Below are 24,009 nucleotides of genomic sequence, written 5' to 3'. Positions count from 1 at the left end.
ACCGACTTGATCGTTCCGCTTCCGATCGTCAAAATAAGGACATGCGGAACTTTTCTGATCTGACGGAACGCGAAATCCTCGCCTTGGCGATTGGCAACGAGGAGGAAGACGGGCGCATCTATATCGACTTCGCTGAAGGCCTGAGGCAGGATTTTCCCGCCAGCGCCCGCGTCTTCATGGAGATGGCGGAGGAGGAAAGCGGCCACAGGCGCGATCTTCTAACACTGTATCAAGAGAAATTCGGCGAACATATTCCGCTGGTGCGCCGACAGGATGTGCGCGGATTCATGACGCGCAAGCCGGTCTGGCAAATCCGCCCGCTCAGTGTCGCCACGGCGCGGCAGCATATGCAGGCGATGGAAATCGAGGCGGAGCAGTTCTACAGCCGCGCCGCCGCGCGCAGCCAGGACGCCTCCATCCGCAAGCTCCTTGGCGATCTCGCGCTTGCCGAGAGCACGCATGAGAATAAGGCCGATCAACTGGTCGAAAAGAACCTCGGCGCACATGAGTTGCTGGACGAGGCGGAGACCGGGCGCCGCAACCTGCTGCTGCGCTTCGTCCAGCCCGGTCTCGCGGGATTGATGGATGGCTCGGTCTCAACACTGGCGCCGCTCTTCGCCTCGGCCTTTGCGACGGGCCATAGTTGGGACGCCTTCCTCGTCGGCATCTCCGCCTCCCTCGGCGCCGGCATCTCGATGGCGTTTGCCGAAGCCCTGTCGGACAATGGCAGCCTCACTGGCCGCGGCTCGCCGGTGGTGCGCGGCCTGGTCTGCGGATTGATGACGACGATCGGCGGCCTCGGTCACAGCCTGCCGTTTCTCATCCACGATTTCCGCACGGCAGTCGCCGTGGCCATTTGCGTCGTGCTGGTGGAACTGGCGGCAATCAGCTGGATCCGCTGGAAATACATGGACACGCCGCCCTTGGCCGCGACGCTTCAGGTGGCCTTCGGCGGCGCCCTGGTCTTCGCGACCGGCGTCCTCATCGGAAATAGCTGACCGAGGCCGCGAGGGCGATCACCGCCAGTTCCACACCGCAGGCGAGCCGATACAACCCCAGCGCGCGGCGGATATCGGCGGCCGTCGCCTCGGCGCGGCCATTGCCCATCCAGCCGTCCTCGACGCGGGTCTCACCATAGACGCGCGGGCCGGCCAGCCGCAGGCCCAGCGCACCGGCCATCGCGGCCTCCGGCCAGCCGGCATTGGGGGAACGGTGATGACCTGCGTCGCGACGAATTGCCCGCGCGGCGCCGCGCCAATCCTCACGGCGAAGGGCGGCCGCGACAAGAATGAACAGCGCCGCGAGGCGTGAGGCCGGCAGGTTGATGACATCGTCGAAGCGCGCGGCGGCCCAGCCGAAGGCCTGATGGCGCGGCGTGCGGTGGCCGATCATGCTGTCCGCCGTATTCGCGGCCTTGTAGGCGGCCATGCCCGGCAGGCCCAGCAGCGCGCCCCAGAAGGCGGGCGCCACCACACCGTCGGAGAAGTTCTCCGCCAGACTTTCGATCGCGGCGCGGGCGACCCCCGCCTTGTCGAGGTTTGCGGGATTGCGGCCGACGATCTGCGAGACGGCGGCGCGACCCCCGGCAAGGCCCCGCTGCTCCAGCCCTTCGGCGACCGCCGCGACATGGATGTAAAGGCTGCGTTGGGCGAGCAGACTCGATGCCAGGATCGCCAAAATCACCATGGCGACGACACGGCCGAACCAGATCAGGGCGGCGATCTGGATCAGCGTGCAGACCAGAAACACCACGCCGATGAGGAACACGAGCGCGATGATTCCCCGCAGCCGGCGATGCCTGTCGGATAGAGCCGCAAGGTTCAGTCGCCGGTCGAGCCAACCGATCAGCGCGCCGATCCAGACGACGGGATGGCTGAGGATGCGAAACAGCCAATCGGGATAGCCGAGCGCCGCCTCCACGAGCAGGGCGACGAGGGTCGTCAGCAGCGGGGCCATCATGGCAGGAAACGGCCGAGCAGAGCGTCCAGCGCGACCTCATCCTCCCAGGCCAGGGCGACACCCGCGACGGCGATGCCCGCGCGGTCGGCCAGCGGCAGCCGCACCTGGTCCTTGGGGGTCGTGAGCAGCGTCGCGCCGCGCGCGGCGGCGGCCGCGCGTAGGCTGGCAAGCTCCGCCAACGACAGCCGGTGATGATCCGGAAAGGCGCGCGTCTCGCTCAGCACCAGCCCCGCCGCGCGCAGTCCGGTGAAGAATTTTTCGGGTCGGCCGATCCCGGCGAAGGCAACATACTGCCCGCTGAGATCGAGATGCCCGACCTCGGGCACCAAACTCGCCCGCAGCACCGGCAGCCCTGGCGGCAAATGGCACAGCGCATCATGCGCGTCCGCGCCGATCAGCACGGCCGCCTGACAGCGCCCGGCTGCCAGAGCCACCGGCTCGCGCAGCGGTCCGGCGGGGAGAAGATGGCCATTGCCGAAGCCCGCGCCGCCATCAATGACAAGGAAGCTGCAATCCTTCACCAGGCCCGGATTCTGCAACCCGTCATCCATGACGATCGCCCCGGCACCGGCTTCGGTCGCCGCACGCGCCCCCGTGGCCCGATCGGCCGAAACCCAGGTCGGCGCGACTGCGGCGAGCAACAGCGCCTCATCGCCGACCAGTCGGGCATCGTGGAGGGTGGGCTGGACGCGCAGCGGGCCGCGCTCAGTGCCGCCATAGCCGCGCAGCAACGCATGCGGCGAAGCGCCCCGGTCTTGCAGGCGGCGCAGCAGATCGAGGGCAAGTGTGGTCTTACCGGCCCCGCCCACGCCCGGATTGCCGCAGCAGAACACCGGCACCGGCGCCCGGAAGCCGGGTTTGGCGATGCGCCGTGCCGTCAGCCAAGCGGTCACGCCGCCCAGCGGCGCCATCAGGCGGGGCAGCAGGCCGTCCTCCGCCCAGAAGGCGGGCGCCCGCATCGTCATTCCTGGCCCCGGGACGCCGCACCCTTCTCGGCGAGACCCGCCAGCATATCGGCGATTTCCGTTGGCAATGACGAAAAGCCGTCCAGCAGCCTGACCCCCTTGTCGCCCATCGCCGTGGTGCCCCAGGGGTCGCGCAACCGTGCATCGATCCAGGTCGTCAGCGCTTCCCCATCCGCGATTTCGATGAGGGCACCGCCGTCGCGCAGCAACGCGACCGTGTCGGCGAAATTCGTGGTGAAGGGCCCCACCGCGACGGCGCGGCCGAGGCGCGCGGCCTCCGCCGGGTTTTGCCCACCGTGCCGCACCAGGCTGCCGCCGACGAAGGCGACAGGCGCCAACCGGTAGATCAGACCCAGCTCCCCCACCGTATCGGCGATCCAAACGCCGCCGCTGCGGGGTGGCGGCTGGCCCATAGACCGGCGCGGCGCACCGCCCGCGAGGGCGGCGATAGCCTCCCCCCGCTCGGGATGACGCGGCACGATGATGGTCAGCAGGCCGGGATGCGTGGCCGCGAGACGCCTATGCGCGGCCAGCACGATCTCATCCTCACCGCGATGCAGGCTGGCCGCGACCCAGGTGGGACCGCCGATGAGGCTGGACAGATGATTGAGTTCCCGCCCGTCGGCCGGCAGCGGCGGCGCCGCGAGCTTGAGATTGCCGGCGGGCAGGACGCGCACCGGACTGAGGGACGAAAAACGGTCCCCATCGACCGTGCTTTGGGGATGGATCATCGCGAACCAGCCCAGGATCGTACGCGCGGATTTTGGCGCCATCTGCCAGCGGGCGAGGCTGCGGGCGGACAGGCGGGCATTGATCAGCATCAGCGGAATGCCCCGGCGCGAGGCGGCGCTGAGCGTGTTCGGCCAGATCTCGCTTTCCACGAAACCCGCGACATCGGGCTTCCAATGATCGAGGAAGCGCGCCACCCAGGCCGGCACATCCAGCGGCACGAAGCGCTGGATCACCCGGCCGGTGAGGCCCAGGTCGGGCAGCCGCTGGGCGAGCAGCCGCTGCGCCGTGACCGTGCCGGTCGTGAGCAGAACTGTGCCCGGCTGCCGCGCCAGGGCACAGAGCACGGGCAGGATGGAGATGGTTTCGCCCAGGCTCGCGGCATGCAGCCAAATCAGCCGGCCCGCCGGGCGCGCCATGGTTTCGATCGCCTCACGCTCGGGCAGGCGGGTGGCGATTTCCTTACCGCGCGTCACCCTCCGCCGCAGCATGGCGCGCAGCGCCGGGGCCGAGACCCGGGTGAGCCCGGCCCAGGCGGCGAGGGGCAAGGTCATGACGGTCTTGTCATGACGATCGAGGCGTCACGGCGATGCCGCACAGGCGGTCGGCCTCGTCGCAGGCGTCATCGAGAGCCGCGACGATGATCGGCAGATAGGCGGCCCATTCGGCGCGCGGCACGCTGATCGGCGGCCCGCAGACCACGGCGCCGCGTCCGAAGGGCAGCGGCACGATCATGCGGTCCCAGCTCGGCGCGCGGAGATGCGGGCGGCACTGGGCCGAAACCGGATAGATACGCATGCCGGTGGCGGCCGCGAGCTGCGCGATGCCGCCGGCCGCGACACGCGCCGGGCCGCGCGGGCCATCGGGCGTAATGGCGATGTTATGGCCTTCATGCAGCAGCCGTAGCATGTTCCGCAGGCTGGCTGCGGCGCCTTTGGAGGAGGAGCCGACGACGGTATCCAATCCGAACCGGCCCACGGCCTGGCCGATGAAACGCCCGTCATTGTGGCGGCTGACGAGAACATGGGTGCGCATCATCGCCCCCTCCTCCCGCGCGCGAACGGCCAGCAGCGGCATCATCGGCAGACGCTCGTGCCAGAAGCATACGAGGCCTGCCTGGCCCTCCTTGGTCGTCGGCGCGATGTTCTCCAGGCCGACGAAGGTCCAGCGCGTGGTGCGCATAGTGAGCCCAAGATACCAGCCGACCAGGCGCGCGAAGCTGTCCTTGAGGCGGGGATGCCGCACAAGCCACTTGAACGTTTTCGGGGTGCGGAATTTTCGGGTTCGGCTCTCAGCCATAGGCGGGGCCGGTAGCACGCCCCCGCCCCTCCGGCAAACAAACCGATAATCGTTTCGATATTGCACTTACTCCGGGGGATGCACGATAAGGGGCAATGCCCCGCTTCCGCCCCGCCATCGCGCTCGTGCTGCCTCTGGCCGCCATTGTGCTGGTGACGGCGGCAGTCCTGCGCGACCCTGAATATGACGAAGGCTATACCGCCACCGTCACCAGCCTGGCCGCACGGCCGATCTGGCCCGACAGGCCCTTCCGCGTCGGGGAAGCACGCGCCGCCTTCGCGCCGGCCCCCACCCCCTGGGCGATTGGGGGCAATCTCCGCCGCACGGATGTGCATCCGCCGCTGTATTTCTGGCTCGCCTGGGCCTGGCGTCGCTGCCTGGGGCCAAGCCTGATCGGCACGCGCCTGCTGTCGGTCGCCTTCAGCCTCGGCGCGCTGGCACTGGTGGCCGCTTTGGCGACCGAGGCCGCCATCCCGGTCGTGCCGGCGGTGCTGCTCACCCTGGGGTGCTACGGCTTCGTCGAAACCGGAATCGTGGCGCGCGGCTTCGCGATGGCGCAATGCCTGACCGTCGCCGGCGTATTGCTGACGCTCCGCGCCGCGCGGGCGCCACGCGGCGAGCGGTTCGCATTGGCGGCGGGGCTGGTTCTGGGCGCCGCGTCCTTCACCAATTACCTGACCGCCTTCCAGGGTGCCGCCGCGCTCGTCTGGCTGCTGATCCATCGCCGCCGCATCGCCGTGCCGATGTTGGCCGGAATGCTGCCCTTCCTGCTCGCCGATGCCAGCTTCTTCGCCGCCCAGCGCAGCAGCCGGATCGGCCAGTTCGATCCTTTCGCCTGGGACCGCATGGCCAACGCCCTCAGCCACGCCCTGGGCAGCGCGACGCTGGGTGGATTGCCGCTCTACGTGCCGGCAGGCGCAACGCGGAACCTGGCCTCGGGCCTGCTCGCCCTGTTTCTTCTGGCGCTGCTGGCGCTGCCGATCCTGCGCTGGCGACATATCGGCGGCGAAGGCGCCCGATCCCTCCTGGCCATGGCCGCACTGGCGGCGCCAGTCGGCCTCCTGCTCCTGGGCCTCGCCGCCCATTCCGTGCCTGTGGAGATGCGATATCTCGCCTTCGCCCTGCCGCCGGTCATGCTGCTGATCGCCGGCAGCCTGCCGTCCCCCTGGCTGGCGGTCATACCCCTGGCGGTCCAAACCGCCGCGATCCTCGGACTGATGACGCAGCCCGCCACCATGCAGCCCGAGGGCGCCGCCGCACGCGCGGCCTTCGCGGCCGTGGGCGATACCGGCCTCGTCCTTCTCCCGCGCGGGAATGATGGCGTCGGCCTCGTCTCGGCATTTCTCGACGCCGCGCCGGACCGGCTCCATGTTCTGATCGTCCGACCTGAGACGTCGATGATCACGATCTGCGACCGGCTGGATGATTGGCCGAAGGTAACGGCGGCGCTCCTTGCGGTGGATCGCGCGAGCATCGCCACGCGTCCCATGCTAGAGATTGCGCTGCGCTGCGGTAACCAAATTCGTTGACGCATTGCAGCGACGGCTTCTACGCTTCATCGATCGCGTTTGGGCAGGACATCAAAATTTGCGCAGTGAGATTCGGTTTCTGCTCGGCGACGAACGACAGGATCTCGTTGGCGTCGACCCGACCCGAACCGTTCTCCAATATCTCCGCGAGGATGCCGGTCTGCCTGGGACCAAGGAAGGCTGCGCCGAAGGCGATTGCGGCGCTTGTACGGTCATCCTCGCCGAACGGGACGAGACAGGCGGCATCCGTTACCGGCCCGTGAACAGCTGCATCATGTTCATGCCGGCGCTGGATGGAAAGCAATTGCTCGCGGTCGAGCATGTGCGCGCGCCCAACGGCACATTGCATCCCGTGCAGAAAGCCATGGTCGATCATCATGCCTCCCAATGCGGCTTCTGCACGCCCGGCTTCGTCATGTCCCTGACGGCCCTTCACATAGCCGGGCATGCGCCTGAGCGGCACGAATTGGCGGAAGCTTTGGCCGGCAATCTGTGCCGATGCACCGGCTATAGGCCCATCCTGGATGCTGGCCGCGCCGCATTGTCCAATACGCGCCCGAGCAGCCATGTCCCGGCATTGCGCCACAGCCTGGATATGTTGAACACGGATGCCGAAACCCTGAACACCGCGGGCGCTGGGCGCCGCTTCATCGCCCCGCGCTCGCTTGCCGAACTGACTGCCATCCTGGCCGCCGAGCCCACGGCGCTGATTCTGGGCGGCGGCACGGATGTCGGCCTCTGGGTTACCAAGCAACATCGTGATCTGCCGCTGCTCGTCGCGACGGAGCATGTGACGAAACTGCGGCAGCTGGTGGTCTCAGACACCCACCTCACGATCGGTGCGGCGGTGACTTATGCGGATGCGATGGACAGCCTGGCCGCCCTGCATTCCGGCATGGGCGCATGGCTGCGGCGGATCGGCTCCCGCCAGATCCGCGAACGCGGAACCATCGGCGGCAATATCGCCAATGCCTCCCCCATCGGGGATATGCCACCGCTTCTGCTGGCGCTGGACGCGACGCTGATCCTGGCAAGCGCCAAAGGCGAGCGCAGACTGCCCCTCGACGATTTTTTCCAAGCCTATCGCCAGACCGCGCTCGCGGCCGGGGAGGTTCTGGTCGCCATCGAGATTCTCCGACCGGCGGCCGATATTCGCTTCGGGGCCTACAAGGTTGCCAAACGATTCGACCAGGACATTTCCGCCGTCTGCGCCGTCTTCGCACTCCAGGTCGATGGTCAGAAGGTCGCGCGCATCCGCATCGCTTATGGCGGCATGGCCGCCATTCCCCTCCGCGCGACGGCGGCGGAAGCCGCCCTGATGGGCAAGGCCTGGACCGAGGATACGGTTCACACGGCCATGGCCGCGATTGACACGGCGTTCAGGCCGCTCAGCGATATGCGCGCGACCGCCCATTACCGCAGCCTGGTCGCTCGCAATCTGTTGTTGAAATTCCACCTGGAGCATCCGGTGTCATCCGGGCTCGGTGCCGCCGCGTGAACACCAGCATCGGCATCTCGGTTCCCCATGACAGTGCATTGCTGCATGTCAGCGGCGAAGCGATCTACATCGACGACATGCCCGAGCCGCGGGCGCTGCTCCATGCCTATATCGGCTTGAGCACGCAGGCCCATGCGCGTATCGCCACACTCGACCTCGCAGCCGTCCGTGCCGCGCCAGGTGTTGTCGCCGTGATCGCGGCGGCGGACGTTCCGGGCGTGAACGACATCGGACCGACGATGCTTGGCGACCCGATCTTCGCAGATAAGGTCTGCGAATATTATGGACAGGCGCTGTTCGCCGTGGCCGCGACAAGCCTTGCCGCCGCGCGCGCCGCCGCCGCGCTCGCCCATATCGTCTACGAACCGCTCGAAGCGATTCTGACACTGGATGAGGCCCTGGCGCGGGAGGATCAGCGCGTGCTGCCGACACGCATCATGCGGCGCGGCGATGCGGATGCGGCCCTCGCTGCTGCGTCACATCGGCTGCGCGGCACCCTGAACATCGGCGGCCAGGATCATTTCTACCTCGAAGGCCAGATCGCGATGTCGATCCCCGGCGAGGGCGGCGAAATGCTGATCTATAGCTCGACGCAGAATCCGTCCGAAGTGCAGCACCTCGTCGCGCGGGCGCTGACCGTGCCCGATCACTGCGTAACGTGTGAGACGCGCCGTATGGGCGGCGGCTTCGGCGGCAAGGAAAGCCAGGCAACCATCCCCGCCGCGATCTCGGCACTCCTCGCCGCGAAAACGCATCGCCCGGTGAAGCTCAGACTCGATCGCGACGATGACATGGTGCTGACCGGAAAGCGCCACCCATTCCGCATCGACTATGACGTGGGCTTTGACGACACAGGGCTGATCGGCGGCCTGAACTTCATGTTCGCGGGCGACTGCGGCTACTCGCCTGATCTATCGCACGGCATCAACGACCGTGCGATGCTGCATGCCGACAACTGCTACTTTCTGGAAAACGTCACCGTCGTCTCGCATCGCTGCAAGACGAATACGGTGTCGCATACCGCGTTTCGTGGCTTCGGAGGCCCGCAGGGCATCATGGGCATCGAGACCGTCATCGATGAAATCGCGCGCCACCTGAAGCGCGACGCGCTGGAGATTCGGCGCCGCAACTTCTACGGCGTGACGCAACGCAACGTCACCCATTACGGCATGATGGTCGAGGATAACATCATCCAAGAATTGGTGACCGAACTCGCAACCACGGCGCGGTATAAGGAACGCCGGAAGGAGATCGAAGGTTTCAATGCTGGCAGCCGCTGGATCAAGCGTGGCCTGGCGCTGACGCCAGTCAAGTTCGGCATCTCCTTCACCGCAATCCACCTCAATCAGGCCGGTGCGCTGGTACAGCTCTACACCGATGGCAGCGTGTTGCTGAACCACGGCGGCACCGAAATGGGTCAGGGCCTGTTCATCAAAGTCGCGCAGGTCGTGGCGGAGGAATTCGGCATTCCGGTGGCGCGTGTGCGGGTCAGTGCGACCAATACATCGAAGGTACCCAATACCTCGCCGACCGCCGCCTCGGCCGGCACCGACCTGAACGCGAAGGCGGCACAGGTGGCGGCCCATACGATCAAGCAGCGGCTGGCCCATGTCGCAGCGACGGAGTTCGGTGTGCCTGCAACCGCCGTGATCTTCGCGGACGGCGAAGTAATCGGCGGGCGGCGGCGCATGAGCTTCGCGGACCTTGCCAAGATGGCACGGATGCAGCGCGTGTCGCTGTCCTCCACAGGCTTTTACGCGACGCCCAAGATCAATTTCGATTCCGCGACGCAGACCGGTCGTGCCTTCTACTACTTCGCCTATGGCGCGGCGGTGAGTGAGGTCGAGGTCGATGGCCTGACCGGCGAATATCGCCAGCGCCGCGTGGACATCCTGCATGACTGCGGCAAGTCCCTGAATCCGGCGATCGATATCGGCCAAGTCGAGGGCGGCTTTGTGCAGGGGGCCGGCTGGCTGACGACCGAGGAGCTGTGGTGGGACGGTGCCGGCCAGCTTCGGACCCATGCCCCCTCCACATACAAGATTCCCACGGCGGGCGATCTCGCACCGTCCTTCCATTGCCGACTCTACGAAGGCGGGCGCAACCGCGAGAATTCCATCTTCCGGTCAAAGGCCGTGGGCGAACCGCCGCTTAACCTGGGCATTTCGGTGTTCCAGGCGCTCAAGGATGCGGTCGCCGCCTTCAGCGCGGTCGGCCTGTCACCCGTGCTCGACGCACCCGCGACACCGGAGCGTGTGCTGCTGGCAATCGAAGCCCTGCGCCAGGCCGAAGCCGTGCCGCGTTCCGAGGCCGCGGAGGCGGCCGAGTAATGGCCGCCTGGCTCGATGCCTTGGCCGCGCTCGACCGTGACGGGGCGCCGGCGGTGCTGGTCAGCGTCATCGCCATTCGCGGCTCGGCACCCCGGGATGCCGGCGCCAAAATGGTGGTCTCGGCCGCACGCAGCTTCGACACCATCGGCGGCGGCAACTTGGAATATCAGAGCATCCTGGACGCCCGCGCGATGCTCGCGGCGGGCGAAACCAAGCCCTCGCAACGGGATTTTCCGCTCGGCCCCGCGCTCGGCCAGTGCTGCGGCGGCGCGACCACTATCCTGTTCGAGCCGGTCCGCCCGCCGGACTGGACGGTGGCGCTGTTCGGCGCCGGCCATGTCGGCCGGGCGATCGCGAAGCTCATGGGCGACCTGCCCTGTCGGCTGCTGTGGTTCGACAGCCGCAACGACGCCTTCCCCGAAACGGTCGCGTCCAATACCCGCCTGCGCCGGACGACAGCGGCGAGCGATATCCTGGCACTCCCCGCCGGGGCGACCGTGCTGATCATGACCCATGACCATGGCACCGACTTCACGCTGACCGAGGCCGCCTTGCACCGCACCGATCTCGGCTTTATCGGCACGATCGGTTCGCACACGAAAGAGGCACGTTTTCGCAGTCGGCTGCGCCGCGCGGGCCTGGACGAGACGGCCCTCGACCGGTTGATCTGCCCCGTGGGCCTGCCCGGCGTCGGCAGCAAGCTGCCCGCCGAGATCGCCATCGCCGTCGCGGCCCAGATCTTGCTCGTTAGACCGACAGGAAAGACGGGGGAAAAGGAAACGCGAATGACGGAAGCGCCGACACTGCGCGCCGAGACGCAAACCGGCTGCGGGCAGACCGGATGCGACGCCTGCGCCGCCGCCATACCCGTGGCCGCCGAGGCGCACTGATACCGGATGGCGATTACCCCACCCCTTTGCCTTCAGCTGCGCGGCATCACCAAGCGCTACAGTGCGAATGTGGCCAATAACGCCATCGACCTGGAGATCGGGCAGCGTCAAATCCACGCCCTGCTGGGTGAGAACGGCGCCGGCAAAAGCACGTTGGTGAAAATCATCTACGGCGTCATCGCCCCCGATGAGGGCGAGATCCTTTGGCAGGGCAAGCCCGTGCGCATCCCGAGCCCCCGTGCCGCGCGGTCCTTGGGCATCGGCATGGTTTTCCAGCACTTCTCGCTGTTCGAGAGCCTGACGGTCGCCGAGAACATCTCCCTCGGGCTCGACGATCCACCGCCGCTGCGCGAGTTGGTGGCAAGCCTGCGGGAGGTTTCCGAGCGCTATGGCATGGCGGTCGATCCCCATCGCCACGTGCATCATCTGTCAGTCGGTGAGCGCCAGCGGATCGAGATTTTGCGTTGCCTGCTGCAGAACCCGAAGCTGCTCATCCTCGATGAACCGACCTCTGTGCTGACGCCGCAGGAGGCCGACAATCTCGCCGTCATGCTGCGCCGGCTGGCGGCCGAGGGCTGCAGCATCCTTTATATCTCCCACAAGTTGGAGGAAGTGACGGCGCTGTGCGAAGCCGCGACCGTGCTGCGCGGCGGCCGGCGCGTCGCTGCCTGCGACCCGCGTGAGGTCACCCCCACGGCGCTGGCGGAAATGATGGTGGGGTCGACCCTGCCCGAATGCCGGCGGGCAATAACGACGGAGTTCGGGCCGGTCTGCCTGGAAGCCAAGTCCCTGTCCCTGCCATCAGACGAGCCCTTCGGCACCGCGCTCAAAGACATTTCCATCGCGTTGCGCCGGGGCGAAATCCTCGGCATCGCGGGCGTCGCCGGCAATGGCCAGAAGGAGCTGCTCGCGGCCCTGTCCGGTGAGCGGCAGGTGACGCCGGCCGCGACCATCGCTATCGACGGAAAAGCCTGCGGCGATCTCGGCCCAATCGGTCGGCGCCGCCTCGGCCTCAGCTTCATCCCCGAGGAACGGCTGGGGCGCGGCGCGGTGGCCGAGCTGTCGCTGTCGGATAATCTGCTGCTGACCGCCGAAGGCGCGCGGAGGGAGAAGGATGCGGTCGTCACGCGCGGCTTCATCTCCCCCGCCGCCCTGCGCCGCCGCGCGACTGCGATCATCGCGCGCTTGAAGGTCAAAGCTTCGGGCAGCGAGGCGCTCGCTTCCAGCCTCTCGGGCGGCAATATGCAAAAGTTCATCGTCGGCCGGGAAATGGGCGCGGCGCCGCTGGTGCTGCTCGCCGCACACCCGACCTGGGGCGTCGATATCGGCGCGGCACTCGCCATCCGGCAAGCGATCATGGATCTGGCCAGCAGCGGTGCTGGCGTCCTGATCGTGTCGGAGGATCTGGGCGAGCTGTTCGAAATCACCGACAGCATCGCCGTGCTGTCCGAAGGGCGGCTGTCCCGGCCGACGCCCACGCGCCTGACCGGCATCGAGGAGATCGGCCGCCTGATGGGCGGCATGCAGGACAGCATGCAAGACGGGGAGACGCCCGTTGCAGCTTAGATTGATCGCTCGTCCGCAACCGTCGCGGACCATGTATTACCTGTCACCGTTGCTGGCCGTGGTGTTCGCCATCATCGGCAGCGGCGTCATTTTCGCACTGATGGGCAAGCCGCCGATCAAGGCGCTGGAGATCATGTTCATCTCGCCGTTGATTGGCTTGAACAACCTCGCCGAACTCGGCCTGAAGGCGACGCCGCTGCTGCTGTGTGCCATCGGCATTGCCATCGGTTGCCGGGCGAGCGTGTGGAACATCGGCGCGGAGGGTCAGCTCACCCTCGGCGCCCTCGCAGGCTCCTGGGTCGCCTTGCGCTTCGGCGGTGCCGGCCATGTCTGGGCGCTGCCGCTGATGATGATCGCAGGCGTGGTCGGCGGCGCCGCCTGGGCGGCCATCCCGGCCTTCCTGCGAACCCGCTTCAACGCGCATGAAATCCTGACGACGCTCATGCTGAGCTATGTCGCCATCCAACTGCTGAACTTCTTGGTGCGCGGCCCCTGGCGCGATCCGGCAGGTTTCAATTTCCCGCAGAGCAAGGAATTCGCCGATGACGTGACCATGCCGATCCTGATCGCCAATACGCGCCTGCATATGGGCGCCGTGATCGCCCTGATCTGCGTGCCGGTGGCGGAGATCCTGATGCGCCGCAGCCTGATCGGCTACCATGTCCGCGTCGTGGGTCTGGCGCCCGGCGCCGCGCGCTACGCGGGCTTCAGCGAGAAACGCACCGTGTGGTTCTGCCTCCTGGTCAGCGGCGGGCTGGCGGGCTTCGCCGGCATCGGCGAGGTGGCGGGGCCGCTCGGCCAGCTCCAGCCTGTGATCTCCCCCGGTTATGGTTTCGCGGCGATCATCGTGGCTTACCTGGGTCGGCTGAACCCCTTCGGCATCCTGCTCGCGAGCCTGCTGATGGCGCTGGTCTATCTCGGCGGCGACACGCTGCAGGTTTCTCTCCAGATGCCGGATGCGACCGCTGGGGTGATCCAGGGCATGCTGCTGTTCTTCCTGCTCGGCATGGACCTCTTCATCGGTTTCCGCCCGCGCCTGTCACCGACGCCGCGCGGCGTGCCGACACCCGGCACCGCCGTCACCGCAGGGGCATTGTCCGATGCATGACGTCATCCTGATGGTCGCGATCCTGGTCGCGACGCTGCGCGCGGCGACGCCCCTCATTTTGGCGGGCTGCGGCGAACTCATCACCGAAAAAAGCGGCGTCCTCAATCTCGGTGTCGAGGGCACCATGCTGATGGGCGCCGTCACCGGCTTCATCGGCACGGTCACCACCCATAGCCTGATCGGCGGCTTCATCTTCGCCATGATCACCGGCGTGATGATGTCCCTGCTGTTCGGCTTCCTGACCCTGACGTTGCTGGCCAACCAGACCGCCAGCGGATTGGCGCTGACGATCTTCGGCTCCGGCCTCAGCACGCTGGTCGGCAATGCCTATGAGAGCCAGACGCTCCCGGGGTTTCAAAACACGCTGATCCCCGGCCTGTCCACCATGCCGCCGCTGTGGCAGCAGATCTTGCAGATCGATCCGCTGGTGATCGTCGCCTTCGTCATCGCCTTTGCCGTCTATCGCTTTCTCAACCGCAGCCGCGCCGGCCTGATTCTGCGCGCGGTCGGGGAAAGCCATGACGTCGCCCATGCGTTGGGTCATTCGGTGCTGACGGTGCGCTATGGCGCGCTTTGTTTCGGGGGCGCCATGAGCGGCCTGGCCGGTGCCTATCTCAGCATGGTCTACACGCCGCTGTGGAACCAGGGCATGACATCGGGGCGCGGCTGGATTGCCCTCGCCCTGGTTACCTTCTCAACCTGGAAGCCGGGCTATCTCGTGCTCGGCGCGCTGCTGTTCGGCTTTGTCACCATCGCCCAGTTCCAGGCCGAGGCCTTCGGCTTGCAGGTCTCGGGCAATCTGCTCGCCATGCTTCCCTATCTTGCAACCGTCGTCGTGCTGGTGCTGATCTCACGCGATTCCACGCGGCTCAAGCTCAATGCCCCAGCCGCGCTGGGCCGCACCTTCCATGCGACGGCTTGATTGCAGGCACTCGCCAATCCCCTCACCGGAGAACACCGTGACATGACAGCTTCTCGTCGTACCGTAATGCTGGGAGCCCTTGGTGGTGGCGCCGCTTTGAGCCTCGGCCTGGGTGGCCGCCGCGCCTTCGCCGCCGATCCGCTGGGCATCGGCTTCATCTATGTCGGACCGATCAGCAATGCGGGCTGGACCTATCAACACAATCTCGGCCGCCTCGCGGTGGAGAAGGAATTCGGCGACAAGGTGAAGACCGCCTATGTCGAAAGCGTGCCCGAGGGCGCCGATTCCCAGCGCGTCATCAGCCAGCTTTCGCAGACCAACAAGCTGCTGTTCACGACCTCATTCGGCTATATGGAGCCGACCATCAAGGCCGCGAAGCAGTTCCCCGGCGTGAAATACGAGCATTGCACGGGCTTCAAGACCGCCAAGAACGTCGGCATCTACAATGCCCGCTTCTACGAGGGCCGTTATCTGTCCGGCATGATCGCCGGCGCGATGAGCAAGTCCGGCGTGCTCGGCCATGTCGTGCCCTTCCCGATTCCAGAAGTCGCCCAGGGCATCAATGCACTGATCCTCGGCGCGCAGGCGGTGAACCCGAACATCAAGGTCAAGCTGGTCTGGACCTCGTCCTGGTTCGATCCGGGCAAGGAGAAGGAAGCCACCGACACCCTAATCGGCCAGGGCTGCGACGTCATCTCCGACCATTGCGATTCGACGGCGACCAACCAGGCGGCCGACGAAAAGGGCGTGTGGAACATCGGCTACAATTCCGACATGGCGCCCTTCGCGCCGAAGACCTGCCTGACCTCGGTCACCAACGACTGGTCCGACTATTACATCTCCCGCGTCAAGGCGGTGATGGACGGCACCTGGACGAGCGACAATGTCTGGGGCGGCATCCAGGCCGGGATGGTCAAGATGACGCCATATAACAAGGCGATTCCCGATCACGTCGTGCAGATGGTGGAGGCGAAGAAGGCCGCCATTGCGTCCGGCGTCTTCTCCCCCTTCCAGGGACCGATCAAGGATCAGTCGGGCGCGGTGAAGGTCGCATCGGGCGCCAAACTGTCGGATGACGACATCCTGAGCATGGACTGGCTCGTGCAGGGTGTAGAAGGTAAGCTCGGCTAGAGCTTGCCCGCGCGGGCGGCTTCGGCCGCCCGCCATCCTGCCTGGATAGATCATGACAACTGCTGAAAAGATTCGCCTGTCCGACCGTCAGTTCACCTTGATCGGCAAGGCCCTGGCGGAACCGCGACGGTATGAAATCCTCAAGCAGATCGGCGGCTGCGACAAGTCCATGCCCTGCAGCGTCCTCAGCGAGGCGCATTGCGTCAGCGCAGCGACCATCTCCCATCACATCAAAGAACTGGAAGCGGCTGGGCTGATCCAAATCCAGCGCGAAGGGAAGTTCGCGAACCTCATCCTCCAGCGCGACGTGCTCCGCGCCTATTTGGAGCAGATGGCAGAGATTTAGGGTGGCGGTGGATGACGCTGCGCTCATCCACCCTACGCGTGGCAGACTTGTAGGGCGGATAAGCGCAGCGTCATCCGCCAACCCACCGCTCCTCTTGCCAACGATTAGACAATCATCTAAATGTCTAATGGACAGGCTTCAACAGGAGATGTGACATGAGCAAATTGACCGGTAAGGTTGCCGTCGTGACCGGTGCCTCCAAGGGCATCGGCGCCGCCATCGCCAAGGCTTTGGCGGCCGAAGGCGCCGCCGTTGTCGTGAACTACGCATCCAGCCGCGAAGGCGCGGATAAGGTCGTGGCCGACATCACCGCCGCGGGCGGTCGCGCCACCGCCGTTCAGGCGAGCGTTGCCAAGACCGCCGATGTGACGCGGCTCTTCGCCGAAGCGAACGCCGCCTATGGCGCCGTCGACATCCTCGTGAACAATGCCGGCGTCTATGCCTTCGGAACGATCGAGGAGCTGACGGAAGAAGAGTTCTATCGCCAGTTCAACACCAACGTGCTCGGCCTTCTGCTCGCCACCCAGGCTGCGGTGAAGCAATTTCCTGAGGCGGGCGGAAGCATCATCAACATCAGCTCGGCCGTCACGTCGATCAATCCGCCGGGTTCGGTGGTCTATACCGCGACCAAAGGCGCGGTCGATTCCGCGACCCATGTGCTCGCCAAGGACCTCGGTGGCCGAAAGATCCGCGTGAACGCGATCAACCCCGGCATGATCGTGACCGAGGGCACGGTCGATCAGGGCTTCATTGGCAGCGACTTCGAAAAGCATTTCGTGTCCATCACCCCGCTCGGGCGCATCGGCCAGCCGAATGATATCGCAACCGTCGCGGTGTTCCTGGCGTCCGAGGATTCGGGTTGGATGACGGGCGAAATTCTGACCGCCTCTGGCGGCCTCCGCTAAACGCACCTCTTCGGCGTGGTTTCCCGCCACGCCGAAACCGGGCATCCTGGTTTGGTGAACATCCCAGGACATACGGATTGAGTGGAACTGCCCCGACGTTCTTTCGCGTCGTCTCATCGCATTTCACGGTGCTCGCGGCGGCGCGCAATGGCGCAGTTGCGAGCATATCACCGACAGCGCGCCCACCGGGCTACACCCCCTTGCTGGCCTTCAGGCCCCATCCTGAAAGCCAACTGTGGTTCCTGATGGCCCCGAACTTCCCTGCCGGGGTCACGCTTTCCGTTCATGGCGGCCAAGGCTACGGCGCTGTGATGCCGGTGATCGCGAACGAAAAAGGCACCACGCTCCAGGCCGTGGCAGACGGCCGGTTCCTGACCATCGCCCCCCTCGACCCCAGGACGGGGACAGGCACAGTAAGCTTTGTCGCGACGCGCGCCCAAGCTTATGAACAGGTGAGTTTCAAAACGCTCAGCAAGCCTGAAATCCCGGCGCAACTTCTGGCCTGGGCGCAGGTCTTGACGCGTGTATGTGTGCCGAATGTCGATCCGGTTGCGCTCGCCGCGCAGTTCGACACCCAAGCCCCTGACCCGATCTTGGCACCTGCTTTGGATGCCGCAGCCTCGCGTTTCAGTGCCGGCGATATCGCGATCTTCGCCGCCGCGATCTTGGAAAAGGGACCGGCCGCCCTCGCCCATCTTCGCGCCACCTACCCCGATGATCTGTCAGCCACCCACGCATTGCCGGCGATGGCGGAGTGGCTCACGCACCGACAACCGCCGCCCCGCCTGCGCACACTCGGACCCGACCTCGATCAGCTTGATCAGGACGGCATCAATGGCGCCTTCGTCTCCATCCCCTTTGCGTGCAACACCGCATGGCGGCGCATGGCCAAGCCCCGCCGCCGCGCCTGCGTCGTCGCGACGGCGCGGAACGAGGGTCTGTATTTTCTGGAATGGATCGCGCACCACAAGGTCTTGGGCTTCGATCACCTGTTCATCTACAGCAATGGCAATACGGATGGGTCGGACGATCTGCTCCGCGCCCTGGCGGACGCCGGCGAAATCACCTGGATCGACAATCATGTGGGCGCCGGCCGCCGCGCACAATGGAAGGCCTATGGTCATGCGCTGCGGGTGATGCCGGACCTGCTCGACTATGACTGGGCCTTGTTCATCGACCTTGATGAGTTCTTCGTGCCGAACCCCGCGCTATACTCCTCGCTGGGTGCTTTCCTTGACGATCATGAGCGGCGAGACGTCGATGCCATTGCCATCAACTGGATGATGGTCGGCGCCAATGGACAGACCCAGTGGCGGGACGATGTCATGCGCCGCCGCTTCCCGACCGGCCCGAACGCTGCGGATGCACATATCAAGACGATGATGCGCCCGGCCCGCTTCATTCACAGCTTTCCGCATGATCCGGTCTCCTACCGCGACGAGCCATGGATCTTCCGCAATAGCCGCGGCGGGCTCCATGTTCATAATCCCGATGCCTCCCGCCGCGCGCTTTCGCTCGATCCGGATTTCACGGCGGCGCGGATCGTTCATTTCTTCTATAAATCGGCCGCCGAATTTCTGTGGAAGGCGTCACGCAATCGCGGCGATTATGCGGTGTCTAATGATGTCGGACTTGTCGCGTTCAACCCCGGCTTCATGATCGGGCTCGTCAACAGTTTCGACGAGCCGGGGGAACCGACTCTGATGGACCATTGGGCTACCGAGGTCGATGCTCGGATCACGGCTTTGCTTGATCTGCCCGGTGTGCGCACGGCGGCGGAGGCCTGCAAGCAGACATATGCGCGCCAGATCCCCAGCATCCTGCGCCTTGCGGAAGACAGCGCCGCCATTCGTGAGACCGGCGCCGCGGGAGAGACGTTCCTCGCCATGCTCCGGCGAGACATCACCCCCGTCTGAGGACGAACAATCCTTGCTCGCCGAAAAGATTGGCGAATTTGGGGAAGCGCCGCCAGGGCGCGCGATGGCCTTCGTCATCCACCGCCAGCCATTGCTCCACAACATAGCCCTCGGCCGCGCAGAGATCGAAAAAGTCTTGAATGGTGCAGGGATGGATGTTCGGTGTCTCGTACCACATCCGATTCCAGCTATTGGTCATCGGCATGCGGCCCTTGAGCAGCAGTTGCGCACGCAAATACCAATGACCGAAATTGGGAAAGCTCACCACCGCATGGGCGCCGATGCGCAGCATCTGGCGCAGCACTTCCAACGGCCGTTCCACCGCCTGCAAGGTGCGGGACAACACCACGTAATCGAAGGCCTGATCGGGGTAATGCACCAGATCGGTATCGGCATCGCCTTGCATCACTGGCAGACCATGCGCCACCGCGCGCGTCACCAGCGCCATGTCGAGTTCAATGCCCCGCGCGTCACAGCCCTGGGTGCGAAACAGATGATCGATCAAGGCTCCATCGCCGCAGCCGATATCCAGCACGCGGGATTTCGGCGCCACCAGCCCGGCGATGAGTTGTAGATCGACGCGCATGCTGCGCGTGCCGCCACCAAGCCGCTCCGCCCGCTGCGCGCCGTCCGGCATTAGGAAATCGCCCGCGTGCGCAAGCCGCGATGTTCAGCGCAGCCGGCGATGAAGCCCGCCAGGGTGCGATGGAAATCGGGCTCGTCGAGCAGGAAGGCGTCATGCCCCTTGTCGCTCGGGATTTCGACGAAACTCACATTGGCGGCGCCGCGAATAAGGGCGTTGACGACCTGCCGGCTGGCCGATGTCGGGAATAGCCAGTCCGAGCTGAAGGACACCAGGCAGAAGCGCGTCCGGGTGCCCGCGAAAGCGCGCGCCAGGTCACCGTCATGCTCTGCCGCGAGATCGAAGAAATCCATCGCGCGCGTGATGCTCAAATAGGAATTGGCATCGAACCGCCGCACGAAGGCGCTGCCCTGGTATTGCAGGTAGCTCTCCACCTCGAAGCGGTCGTCTAGCAGGGTCAGGCTGCCGGCATCGCGCAGGCGGCGGCCGAACTTACGGGTGAGCGCCTGTTCACTGAGATAGGTGATGTGCGCGACCATGCGCGCGACCGCCAAGCCCCGTGCCGGCGTCGCGCCACGCCGCCAGTATTCGCCGTCATGCCAGTCTGGATCGGCGAAAACCGCCTGCCGCCCGACTTCGTTGAAGGCGATGTTCTGCGCCGAATGATGCGCGGCGGTCGCGATCGGAACGGCGGCGAAGACCTGCTCGGGATAGGTCGATGCCCATTCCAGCACTTGCATGCCGCCCATGGACCCGCCGACCACGGCGAAAAGCTGGCGGATGCCGAAGTGATCGACCAGCTTCTTCTGCGCCCGCACCATGTCGCGCATGGTGACAGGTGGGAAATCATGACCCCAGGGCTCGTTCGGCCGATCGTCATGCGGGCTGCGCGGCCCGGTAGAGCCCATGCAGCCGCCCAGGACATTGGCACAAATGACGAAATAGCGGTCGGTGTCGATCGTCAGGCCAGGACCCACGACATTAGACCACCAGCCGGCCCTGCCGGTCAGCGGATGCGTGTCCGCGACATATTGGTCAGCCGTCAGGGCATGGCAAACGAGGATGGCATTGGCCCGTGCCGCATCAAGGGTGCCGTAGGTGCGGAACGCGACGGTGACACTGCGGAGCGTCCGACCGCAATCGAGCGTCAACCCCTCGGGGAAAACGACCTTCTCATGCGCGATCTCGGCAAGAGTCTCGATCTGATCCATCATCGTCTGATAAGGCCGCCGCCTTCGGCCCGCAATGATCGGCGGACCGCCCTGGCGGGAATGCACGGATGTTTGCAGCGCGGGGCGGTTCGGCTATCAGTCTGGCCTTCCTAAGGATGCGGTCAGCCAAAGATGTCGAGTTCTGTCGAGGTTGCGCCAGGCGCAGACGCCCCCCCCAATCTGCCCTCCGATAATCTTCCTGCGCTTCGTCAGGCGCTCGATGCGCTGGACGACCGCATTCTCGGCCTGCTCATGGAACGCGCCGCCGTCGTGGAGCGGGTCGCCGCCATTAAAACCGGGGGGCCTTTGCGCCCAGGGCGGGAGGCCGCAATCCTCCGCCGGCTTCTATCGCAGCATCGCGGCGCCCTGCCGCGGGCCGCCGTGGTCCGCATCTGGCGCGAAATCTTCGCTTCCTCCATCGCGCAGCAGCAGAATTTTTCGGTCGCCGTCTGTGACCCCGCGATGGATGGCCGCTTCCCCGCCGCCGCGCGTGAGCATCTGGGCGCGCTGACACCCCTGCGGGTCTATCGCAGCAGTGCGCAAGCAATCGGCGAAGTCTCGGAAGGCCGCGCCAGCGCCGCCATCCTGCCTCTGCCCAGCGAAGCCCCGGCCGAGGGCAGCGGCCCAGGTTGGTGGCCAGGCTTGTTGCAGCAGCACCAGAAGGGCCGCATCCACGTCGTGGCCAAGCTCCCCTTCTGGGGTGTGCGGCCGGACGGCGCGCCCAGCGTTCAGGCGCTGGTCGTCGCGGCCTCCCCCGCCGACCCCTCAGGCGATGACATGTCCTTGATCGCGCTGGAGATGGAGGCGCAGATCAGCCGGGCCACCCTCTCCAACGCCATGACCGCCGCCGGCTTCAAGCCGGTCTCCATCCTGCTCTATCGCCCGCCCGGCGGGCCGGTGGCGCTGATCCTGGTCGAGGTCATGGGCTTCGTGGCGTTGGACGACCCCCGCCTGTCCCAAATTCGCGGCTTGCAGGCATCGCCCCTGCTGGTCGGCGCCTATGCCGTGGCGATCGGCGAGGAGACTGCGTCGTCATGAACGCCCCGCCGAGCAAGAGTCCGCGTCCGCGTCCCGAGATCATGGCCATCGCCCCCTATGTCGGTGGCGAATCGAAGCTGCCCGGCGTCAGCCGCGTGATCAAACTCTCCTCTAACGAGGGCGCCTTCGGGCCACCGCCGGCGGCCCAGGCCGCCATCGCGCAAGGCGCCGAGGCGATGCACCGCTATCCGGACGGCGGTGCCCTGGCCTTACGGCAGGCAATCGGCGCGCGCTTCGGGCTCGACCCCGCGCGCATCGTTTGTGGCAATGGCTCGGATGAGATCATCAGCCTGCTGATCCAGGGTTACGGCGGCCCCGGCACCGAGCTGCTGATGTCGGCGCATGGCTTCTCGATCTATGAAATCGCAGGCACGCTCGCCGGCGGCACGGTGCGCAAGCTGCCGGAGCGCGATCTGGTGGCCGATGTCGATGCCATTCTCGGCGCGGTCACACCGGCCACGCGCCTTGTGTTCCTCGCCAATCCGAACAACCCGACCGGCACCCTGGTGCCCAATACCGATATCATCCGCCTGCGCGCCGGATTGCCGCCGGATGTGCTTCTCGTGCTCGACGCCGCCTACGCCGAATATGTCGATCTGCCGGATTACGACGGCGGCGCCAGCCTGGTCGAAGCCGGCGAGAATACGGTGATGACGCGGACCTTCAGCAAGATGTGGGGTCTTGGTGGCGCGCGCTTGGGCTGGATGTACGGACCGGCCGCCATCGTGGATGTGATGAACCGGCTGCGGCCACCTTTCAACATCAACAGCACCGCCGTCGCGGCCGGCATCGCCGCCCTCTCCGAGCCCGGCTGGATCGAGCATTGCCGCGCCCATAACCTGGCCGCACGCACACGCGTGTCGCAAGCGTTGGAGGCCGCCGGCATCCGCGTCTGGCCGAGCCAGGCGAATTTCATCCTCGCCGACTTCGGCACCGACACGGTCGCGAAAGCGGCGGATGCGTCGTTGCGGGGCGACGGCATCATCACCCGCGCCCTCGCCTCCTATGCCCTGCCGCATTGCCTGCGGATCACCATCGGCACGGACGAGGAATGCGCGCTCCTGATTGCGAGCCTTCAGGCCTTCATGAAAACGGCGTCGCGTGCCTGATCCTGTTTTTCAGCGTCTGACGCTCATTGGCCTCGGGCTGATCGGAAGTTCCGTCGCGCGCGCTGCGCGAGACTCGGGTGCCGCCGCAGAAATTATCGCCTGCGATGCGAGCGCCGAGGTGCTGGCGCGTGTCACCGACCTCGGCATCGCCGACCGGGTGGAAGATGATCCCGCGCGCGCCGTGCTGGGCGCCGATTGCGTTATGCTTTGCGCGCCGGTCGGTGCCCTTGCCGAGATCGCGGCCACCATCGCGCTTAATCTCGCGCCCGGTGCCGTGCTGACCGACGTCGGCTCGACCAAGCTGTCAGTGATCCGCGACGTCGGACCCTTGGTGCCGGCGGGCGTTCACTTCGTGCCGGGCCATCCTCTGGCGGGCACCGAATTCTCAGGCCCCGACGCGGGCTTTTCGACCTTGTTCGAGGGTCGCTGGACCCTGGTCGTGCCGCCGGCTGGCACCAATGCCCAGGCGGTCGATAAGGTCGCGGCCCTGTGGCGTCGCTTCGGCGCGATGGTCGAGGTGATGGAGCCCGCGCATCATGATCGCGTGCTCGCCATGGTCAGCCATCTGCCCCATCTCATTGCTTTCACGATCTGCGGCACGGCGGATGATCTGGAAGATGAAAGCCGGCGGGAGGTGCTGCAATTCGCCGCGTCCGGCTTTCGCGATTTCACGCGCATCGCGGCATCGGACCCCACCATGTGGCGGGACATCTTCCTCAATAACCGGGAGGCGCTGCTGGAGATGCTGGCGCGCTTCACCGAGGATGCGCAAGCCATGGCGCGCGCCATTCGCTGGGGCGACGCCGCCTATATCGAGGACAAGGTCATGCGCGGGCGGAAAATCCGCCGCAGCCTGATCGACCTCAATCAGGCTTAGTACCGCCGCCTCATCCTATGATCCGTCATTCGCGGACTTGATCCGCGAACCTAACCATTGCGGCGCCACGACGGCGTCTGGGTGCCGCAGGGGGTAGG

General features: G+C 66.0%; 21 protein-coding genes. 15 read left to right on the top strand and 6 right to left on the bottom strand.

Going from position 1 to position 24,009, the window contains the following annotated elements; all coding sequences use genetic code 11:
• The first annotated feature begins 41 nt into the window (after positions 1-41).
• Positions 42-998 carry an iron exporter MbfA gene (mbfA, locus tag QP803_RS01320; RefSeq protein WP_284945880.1) on the top strand — a complete coding sequence of 319 codons (957 nt, stop codon included), beginning with the start codon at positions 42-44 and terminating at the stop codon, positions 996-998.
• Here mbfA and cbiB read toward each other — a convergent pair.
• From cbiB to QP803_RS01300, 4 genes are read right to left on the bottom strand one after another with little or no spacing between them, the layout of a single operon-like run.
• On the bottom strand, positions 982-1,956 hold the full coding sequence (cbiB, locus tag QP803_RS01315; protein ID WP_434082906.1) for an adenosylcobinamide-phosphate synthase CbiB: 975 nt from the start codon (positions 1,954-1,956) through the stop codon (positions 982-984). The genes mbfA and cbiB overlap by 17 nt on opposite strands.
• Positions 1,956-2,918, bottom strand: a complete 963-nt coding sequence (gene lpxK, locus QP803_RS01310) for a tetraacyldisaccharide 4'-kinase (protein WP_284945878.1) — start codon at positions 2,916-2,918, stop codon at positions 1,956-1,958. Before lpxK ends, cbiB begins: the two co-directional genes overlap by 1 nt.
• 2 nt (positions 2,919-2,920) lie before the next feature.
• On the bottom strand, positions 2,921-4,207 hold the full coding sequence (locus QP803_RS01305; protein ID WP_284945877.1) for a 3-deoxy-D-manno-octulosonic acid transferase: 1,287 nt from the start codon (positions 4,205-4,207) through the stop codon (positions 2,921-2,923).
• Between the two features lie 10 nt (positions 4,208-4,217).
• A complete protein-coding gene (locus QP803_RS01300; RefSeq protein ID WP_284945876.1) occupies positions 4,218-4,952 on the bottom strand; it encodes a lysophospholipid acyltransferase family protein in 735 nt (244 codons plus the stop codon).
• Between the two features lie 95 nt (positions 4,953-5,047).
• Between QP803_RS01300 and QP803_RS01295 the strand changes: the two genes are divergently transcribed.
• The 11 genes from QP803_RS01295 (at position 5,048) to QP803_RS01245 (ending at position 19,093) form a co-directional block, all read left to right on the top strand.
• Positions 5,048-6,481 (top strand): glycosyltransferase family 39 protein, encoded by a 1,434-nt coding sequence (locus QP803_RS01295; RefSeq protein ID WP_284945875.1) that lies wholly within the window; start codon positions 5,048-5,050, stop codon positions 6,479-6,481.
• Positions 6,482-6,539: 58 nt separating this feature from the next.
• On the top strand, positions 6,540-7,979 hold the full coding sequence (gene xdhA / locus QP803_RS01290) for a xanthine dehydrogenase small subunit (RefSeq protein WP_284945874.1): 1,440 nt from the start codon (positions 6,540-6,542) through the stop codon (positions 7,977-7,979).
• Complete coding sequence (gene xdhB / locus QP803_RS01285; RefSeq protein ID WP_284945873.1) at positions 7,976-10,309, top strand: xanthine dehydrogenase molybdopterin binding subunit; 2,334 nt, start codon at positions 7,976-7,978, stop codon at positions 10,307-10,309. Before xdhA ends, xdhB begins: the two co-directional genes overlap by 4 nt.
• On the top strand, positions 10,309-11,199 hold the full coding sequence (xdhC, locus tag QP803_RS01280) for a xanthine dehydrogenase accessory protein XdhC (RefSeq protein ID WP_284945872.1): 891 nt from the start codon (positions 10,309-10,311) through the stop codon (positions 11,197-11,199). Before xdhB ends, xdhC begins: the two co-directional genes overlap by 1 nt.
• 6 nt (positions 11,200-11,205) lie before the next feature.
• Positions 11,206-12,765: an ABC transporter ATP-binding protein gene (locus tag QP803_RS01275; protein WP_284945871.1), complete on the top strand. Its 1,560-nt coding sequence runs from the start codon at positions 11,206-11,208 to the stop codon at positions 12,763-12,765.
• Positions 12,755-13,873, top strand: a complete 1,119-nt coding sequence (locus QP803_RS01270) for an ABC transporter permease (RefSeq protein WP_350356053.1) — start codon at positions 12,755-12,757, stop codon at positions 13,871-13,873. The genes QP803_RS01275 and QP803_RS01270 overlap by 11 nt, the downstream gene beginning before the upstream one ends.
• Positions 13,866-14,795, top strand: coding sequence for an ABC transporter permease (locus QP803_RS01265; protein WP_284945870.1), 930 nt, complete (start codon positions 13,866-13,868; stop codon positions 14,793-14,795). Before QP803_RS01270 ends, QP803_RS01265 begins: the two co-directional genes overlap by 8 nt.
• Before the next feature lie 42 nt (positions 14,796-14,837).
• Positions 14,838-15,926 (top strand): BMP family ABC transporter substrate-binding protein, encoded by a 1,089-nt coding sequence (locus tag QP803_RS01260; protein WP_284945869.1) that lies wholly within the window; start codon positions 14,838-14,840, stop codon positions 15,924-15,926.
• Between the two features lie 52 nt (positions 15,927-15,978).
• Positions 15,979-16,272: an ArsR/SmtB family transcription factor gene (locus tag QP803_RS01255; protein WP_284945868.1), complete on the top strand. Its 294-nt coding sequence runs from the start codon at positions 15,979-15,981 to the stop codon at positions 16,270-16,272.
• Between the two features lie 155 nt (positions 16,273-16,427).
• A complete protein-coding gene (locus tag QP803_RS01250; RefSeq protein ID WP_284945867.1) occupies positions 16,428-17,177 on the top strand; it encodes an SDR family NAD(P)-dependent oxidoreductase in 750 nt (249 codons plus the stop codon).
• Between the two features lie 77 nt (positions 17,178-17,254).
• Entirely contained in the window at positions 17,255-19,093 is a 1,839-nt protein-coding gene (locus tag QP803_RS01245; RefSeq protein ID WP_284945866.1) for a glycosyltransferase family 2 protein, read from the top strand.
• On the opposite strand, the gene metW is transcribed toward QP803_RS01245, so the two are convergent.
• Together metW and metX are read right to left on the bottom strand one after the other, a co-directional pair.
• Complete coding sequence (metW, locus tag QP803_RS01240; RefSeq protein ID WP_284947794.1) at positions 19,080-19,679, bottom strand: methionine biosynthesis protein MetW; 600 nt, start codon at positions 19,677-19,679, stop codon at positions 19,080-19,082. The two genes, QP803_RS01245 and metW, sit on opposite strands and share 14 nt — an antisense overlap.
• Before the next feature lie 50 nt (positions 19,680-19,729).
• A complete protein-coding gene (metX, locus tag QP803_RS01235) occupies positions 19,730-20,887 on the bottom strand; it encodes a homoserine O-acetyltransferase MetX (protein ID WP_284947793.1) in 1,158 nt (385 codons plus the stop codon).
• 132 nt (positions 20,888-21,019) lie between these two features.
• Between metX and pheA the strand changes: the two genes are divergently transcribed.
• From pheA to QP803_RS01220, 3 genes are read left to right on the top strand one after another with little or no spacing between them, the layout of a single operon-like run.
• On the top strand, positions 21,020-21,925 hold the full coding sequence (gene pheA / locus QP803_RS01230) for a chorismate mutase (RefSeq protein WP_284945865.1): 906 nt from the start codon (positions 21,020-21,022) through the stop codon (positions 21,923-21,925).
• Positions 21,922-23,034 (top strand): histidinol-phosphate transaminase, encoded by a 1,113-nt coding sequence (gene hisC, locus QP803_RS01225; protein WP_284945864.1) that lies wholly within the window; start codon positions 21,922-21,924, stop codon positions 23,032-23,034. Before pheA ends, hisC begins: the two co-directional genes overlap by 4 nt.
• Positions 23,027-23,911 carry a prephenate/arogenate dehydrogenase family protein gene (locus QP803_RS01220; RefSeq protein ID WP_284945863.1) on the top strand — a complete coding sequence of 295 codons (885 nt, stop codon included), beginning with the start codon at positions 23,027-23,029 and terminating at the stop codon, positions 23,909-23,911. Before hisC ends, QP803_RS01220 begins: the two co-directional genes overlap by 8 nt.
• Positions 23,912-24,009: the final 98 nt, after the last annotated feature.

The sequence above is a fragment of the Acidisoma sp. PAMC 29798 genome (assembly GCF_030252425.1).
Classification (GTDB): Bacteria; Pseudomonadota; Alphaproteobacteria; order Acetobacterales; family Acetobacteraceae; genus Acidisoma; species Acidisoma cladoniae.
This window is presented reverse-complemented; position numbering and strand designations above follow the sequence as displayed.

What these genes read in the sequence shown, in the direction of transcription:
- QP803_RS01305 (WP_284945877.1), bottom strand. Translation starts at nt 4,207, where the DNA reads ATGACCTTGCCCCTCGCCGCCTGGGCCGGGCTCACCCGGGTCTCGGCC.
- hisC (WP_284945864.1), top strand. Translation starts at nt 21,922, where the DNA reads ATGAACGCCCCGCCGAGCAAGAGTCCGCGTCCGCGTCCCGAGATCATG.
- QP803_RS01265 (WP_284945870.1), top strand. Translation starts at nt 13,866, where the DNA reads ATGCATGACGTCATCCTGATGGTCGCGATCCTGGTCGCGACGCTGCGC.
- metX (WP_284947793.1), bottom strand. Translation starts at nt 20,887, where the DNA reads ATGGATCAGATCGAGACTCTTGCCGAGATCGCGCATGAGAAGGTCGTT.
- xdhC (WP_284945872.1), top strand. Translation starts at nt 10,309, where the DNA reads ATGGCCGCCTGGCTCGATGCCTTGGCCGCGCTCGACCGTGACGGGGCG.
- mbfA (WP_284945880.1), top strand. Translation starts at nt 42, where the DNA reads ATGCGGAACTTTTCTGATCTGACGGAACGCGAAATCCTCGCCTTGGCG.
- QP803_RS01300 (WP_284945876.1), bottom strand. Translation starts at nt 4,952, where the DNA reads ATGGCTGAGAGCCGAACCCGAAAATTCCGCACCCCGAAAACGTTCAAG.
- QP803_RS01275 (WP_284945871.1), top strand. Translation starts at nt 11,206, where the DNA reads ATGGCGATTACCCCACCCCTTTGCCTTCAGCTGCGCGGCATCACCAAG.
- QP803_RS01255 (WP_284945868.1), top strand. Translation starts at nt 15,979, where the DNA reads ATGACAACTGCTGAAAAGATTCGCCTGTCCGACCGTCAGTTCACCTTG.
- pheA (WP_284945865.1), top strand. Translation starts at nt 21,020, where the DNA reads ATGTCGAGTTCTGTCGAGGTTGCGCCAGGCGCAGACGCCCCCCCCAAT.
- cbiB (WP_434082906.1), bottom strand. Translation starts at nt 1,956, where the DNA reads ATGGCCCCGCTGCTGACGACCCTCGTCGCCCTGCTCGTGGAGGCGGCG.
- QP803_RS01250 (WP_284945867.1), top strand. Translation starts at nt 16,428, where the DNA reads ATGAGCAAATTGACCGGTAAGGTTGCCGTCGTGACCGGTGCCTCCAAG.
- metW (WP_284947794.1), bottom strand. Translation starts at nt 19,679, where the DNA reads ATGCGCGTCGATCTACAACTCATCGCCGGGCTGGTGGCGCCGAAATCC.
- QP803_RS01295 (WP_284945875.1), top strand. Translation starts at nt 5,048, where the DNA reads ATGCCCCGCTTCCGCCCCGCCATCGCGCTCGTGCTGCCTCTGGCCGCC.
- lpxK (WP_284945878.1), bottom strand. Translation starts at nt 2,918, where the DNA reads ATGCGGGCGCCCGCCTTCTGGGCGGAGGACGGCCTGCTGCCCCGCCTG.
- QP803_RS01260 (WP_284945869.1), top strand. Translation starts at nt 14,838, where the DNA reads ATGACAGCTTCTCGTCGTACCGTAATGCTGGGAGCCCTTGGTGGTGGC.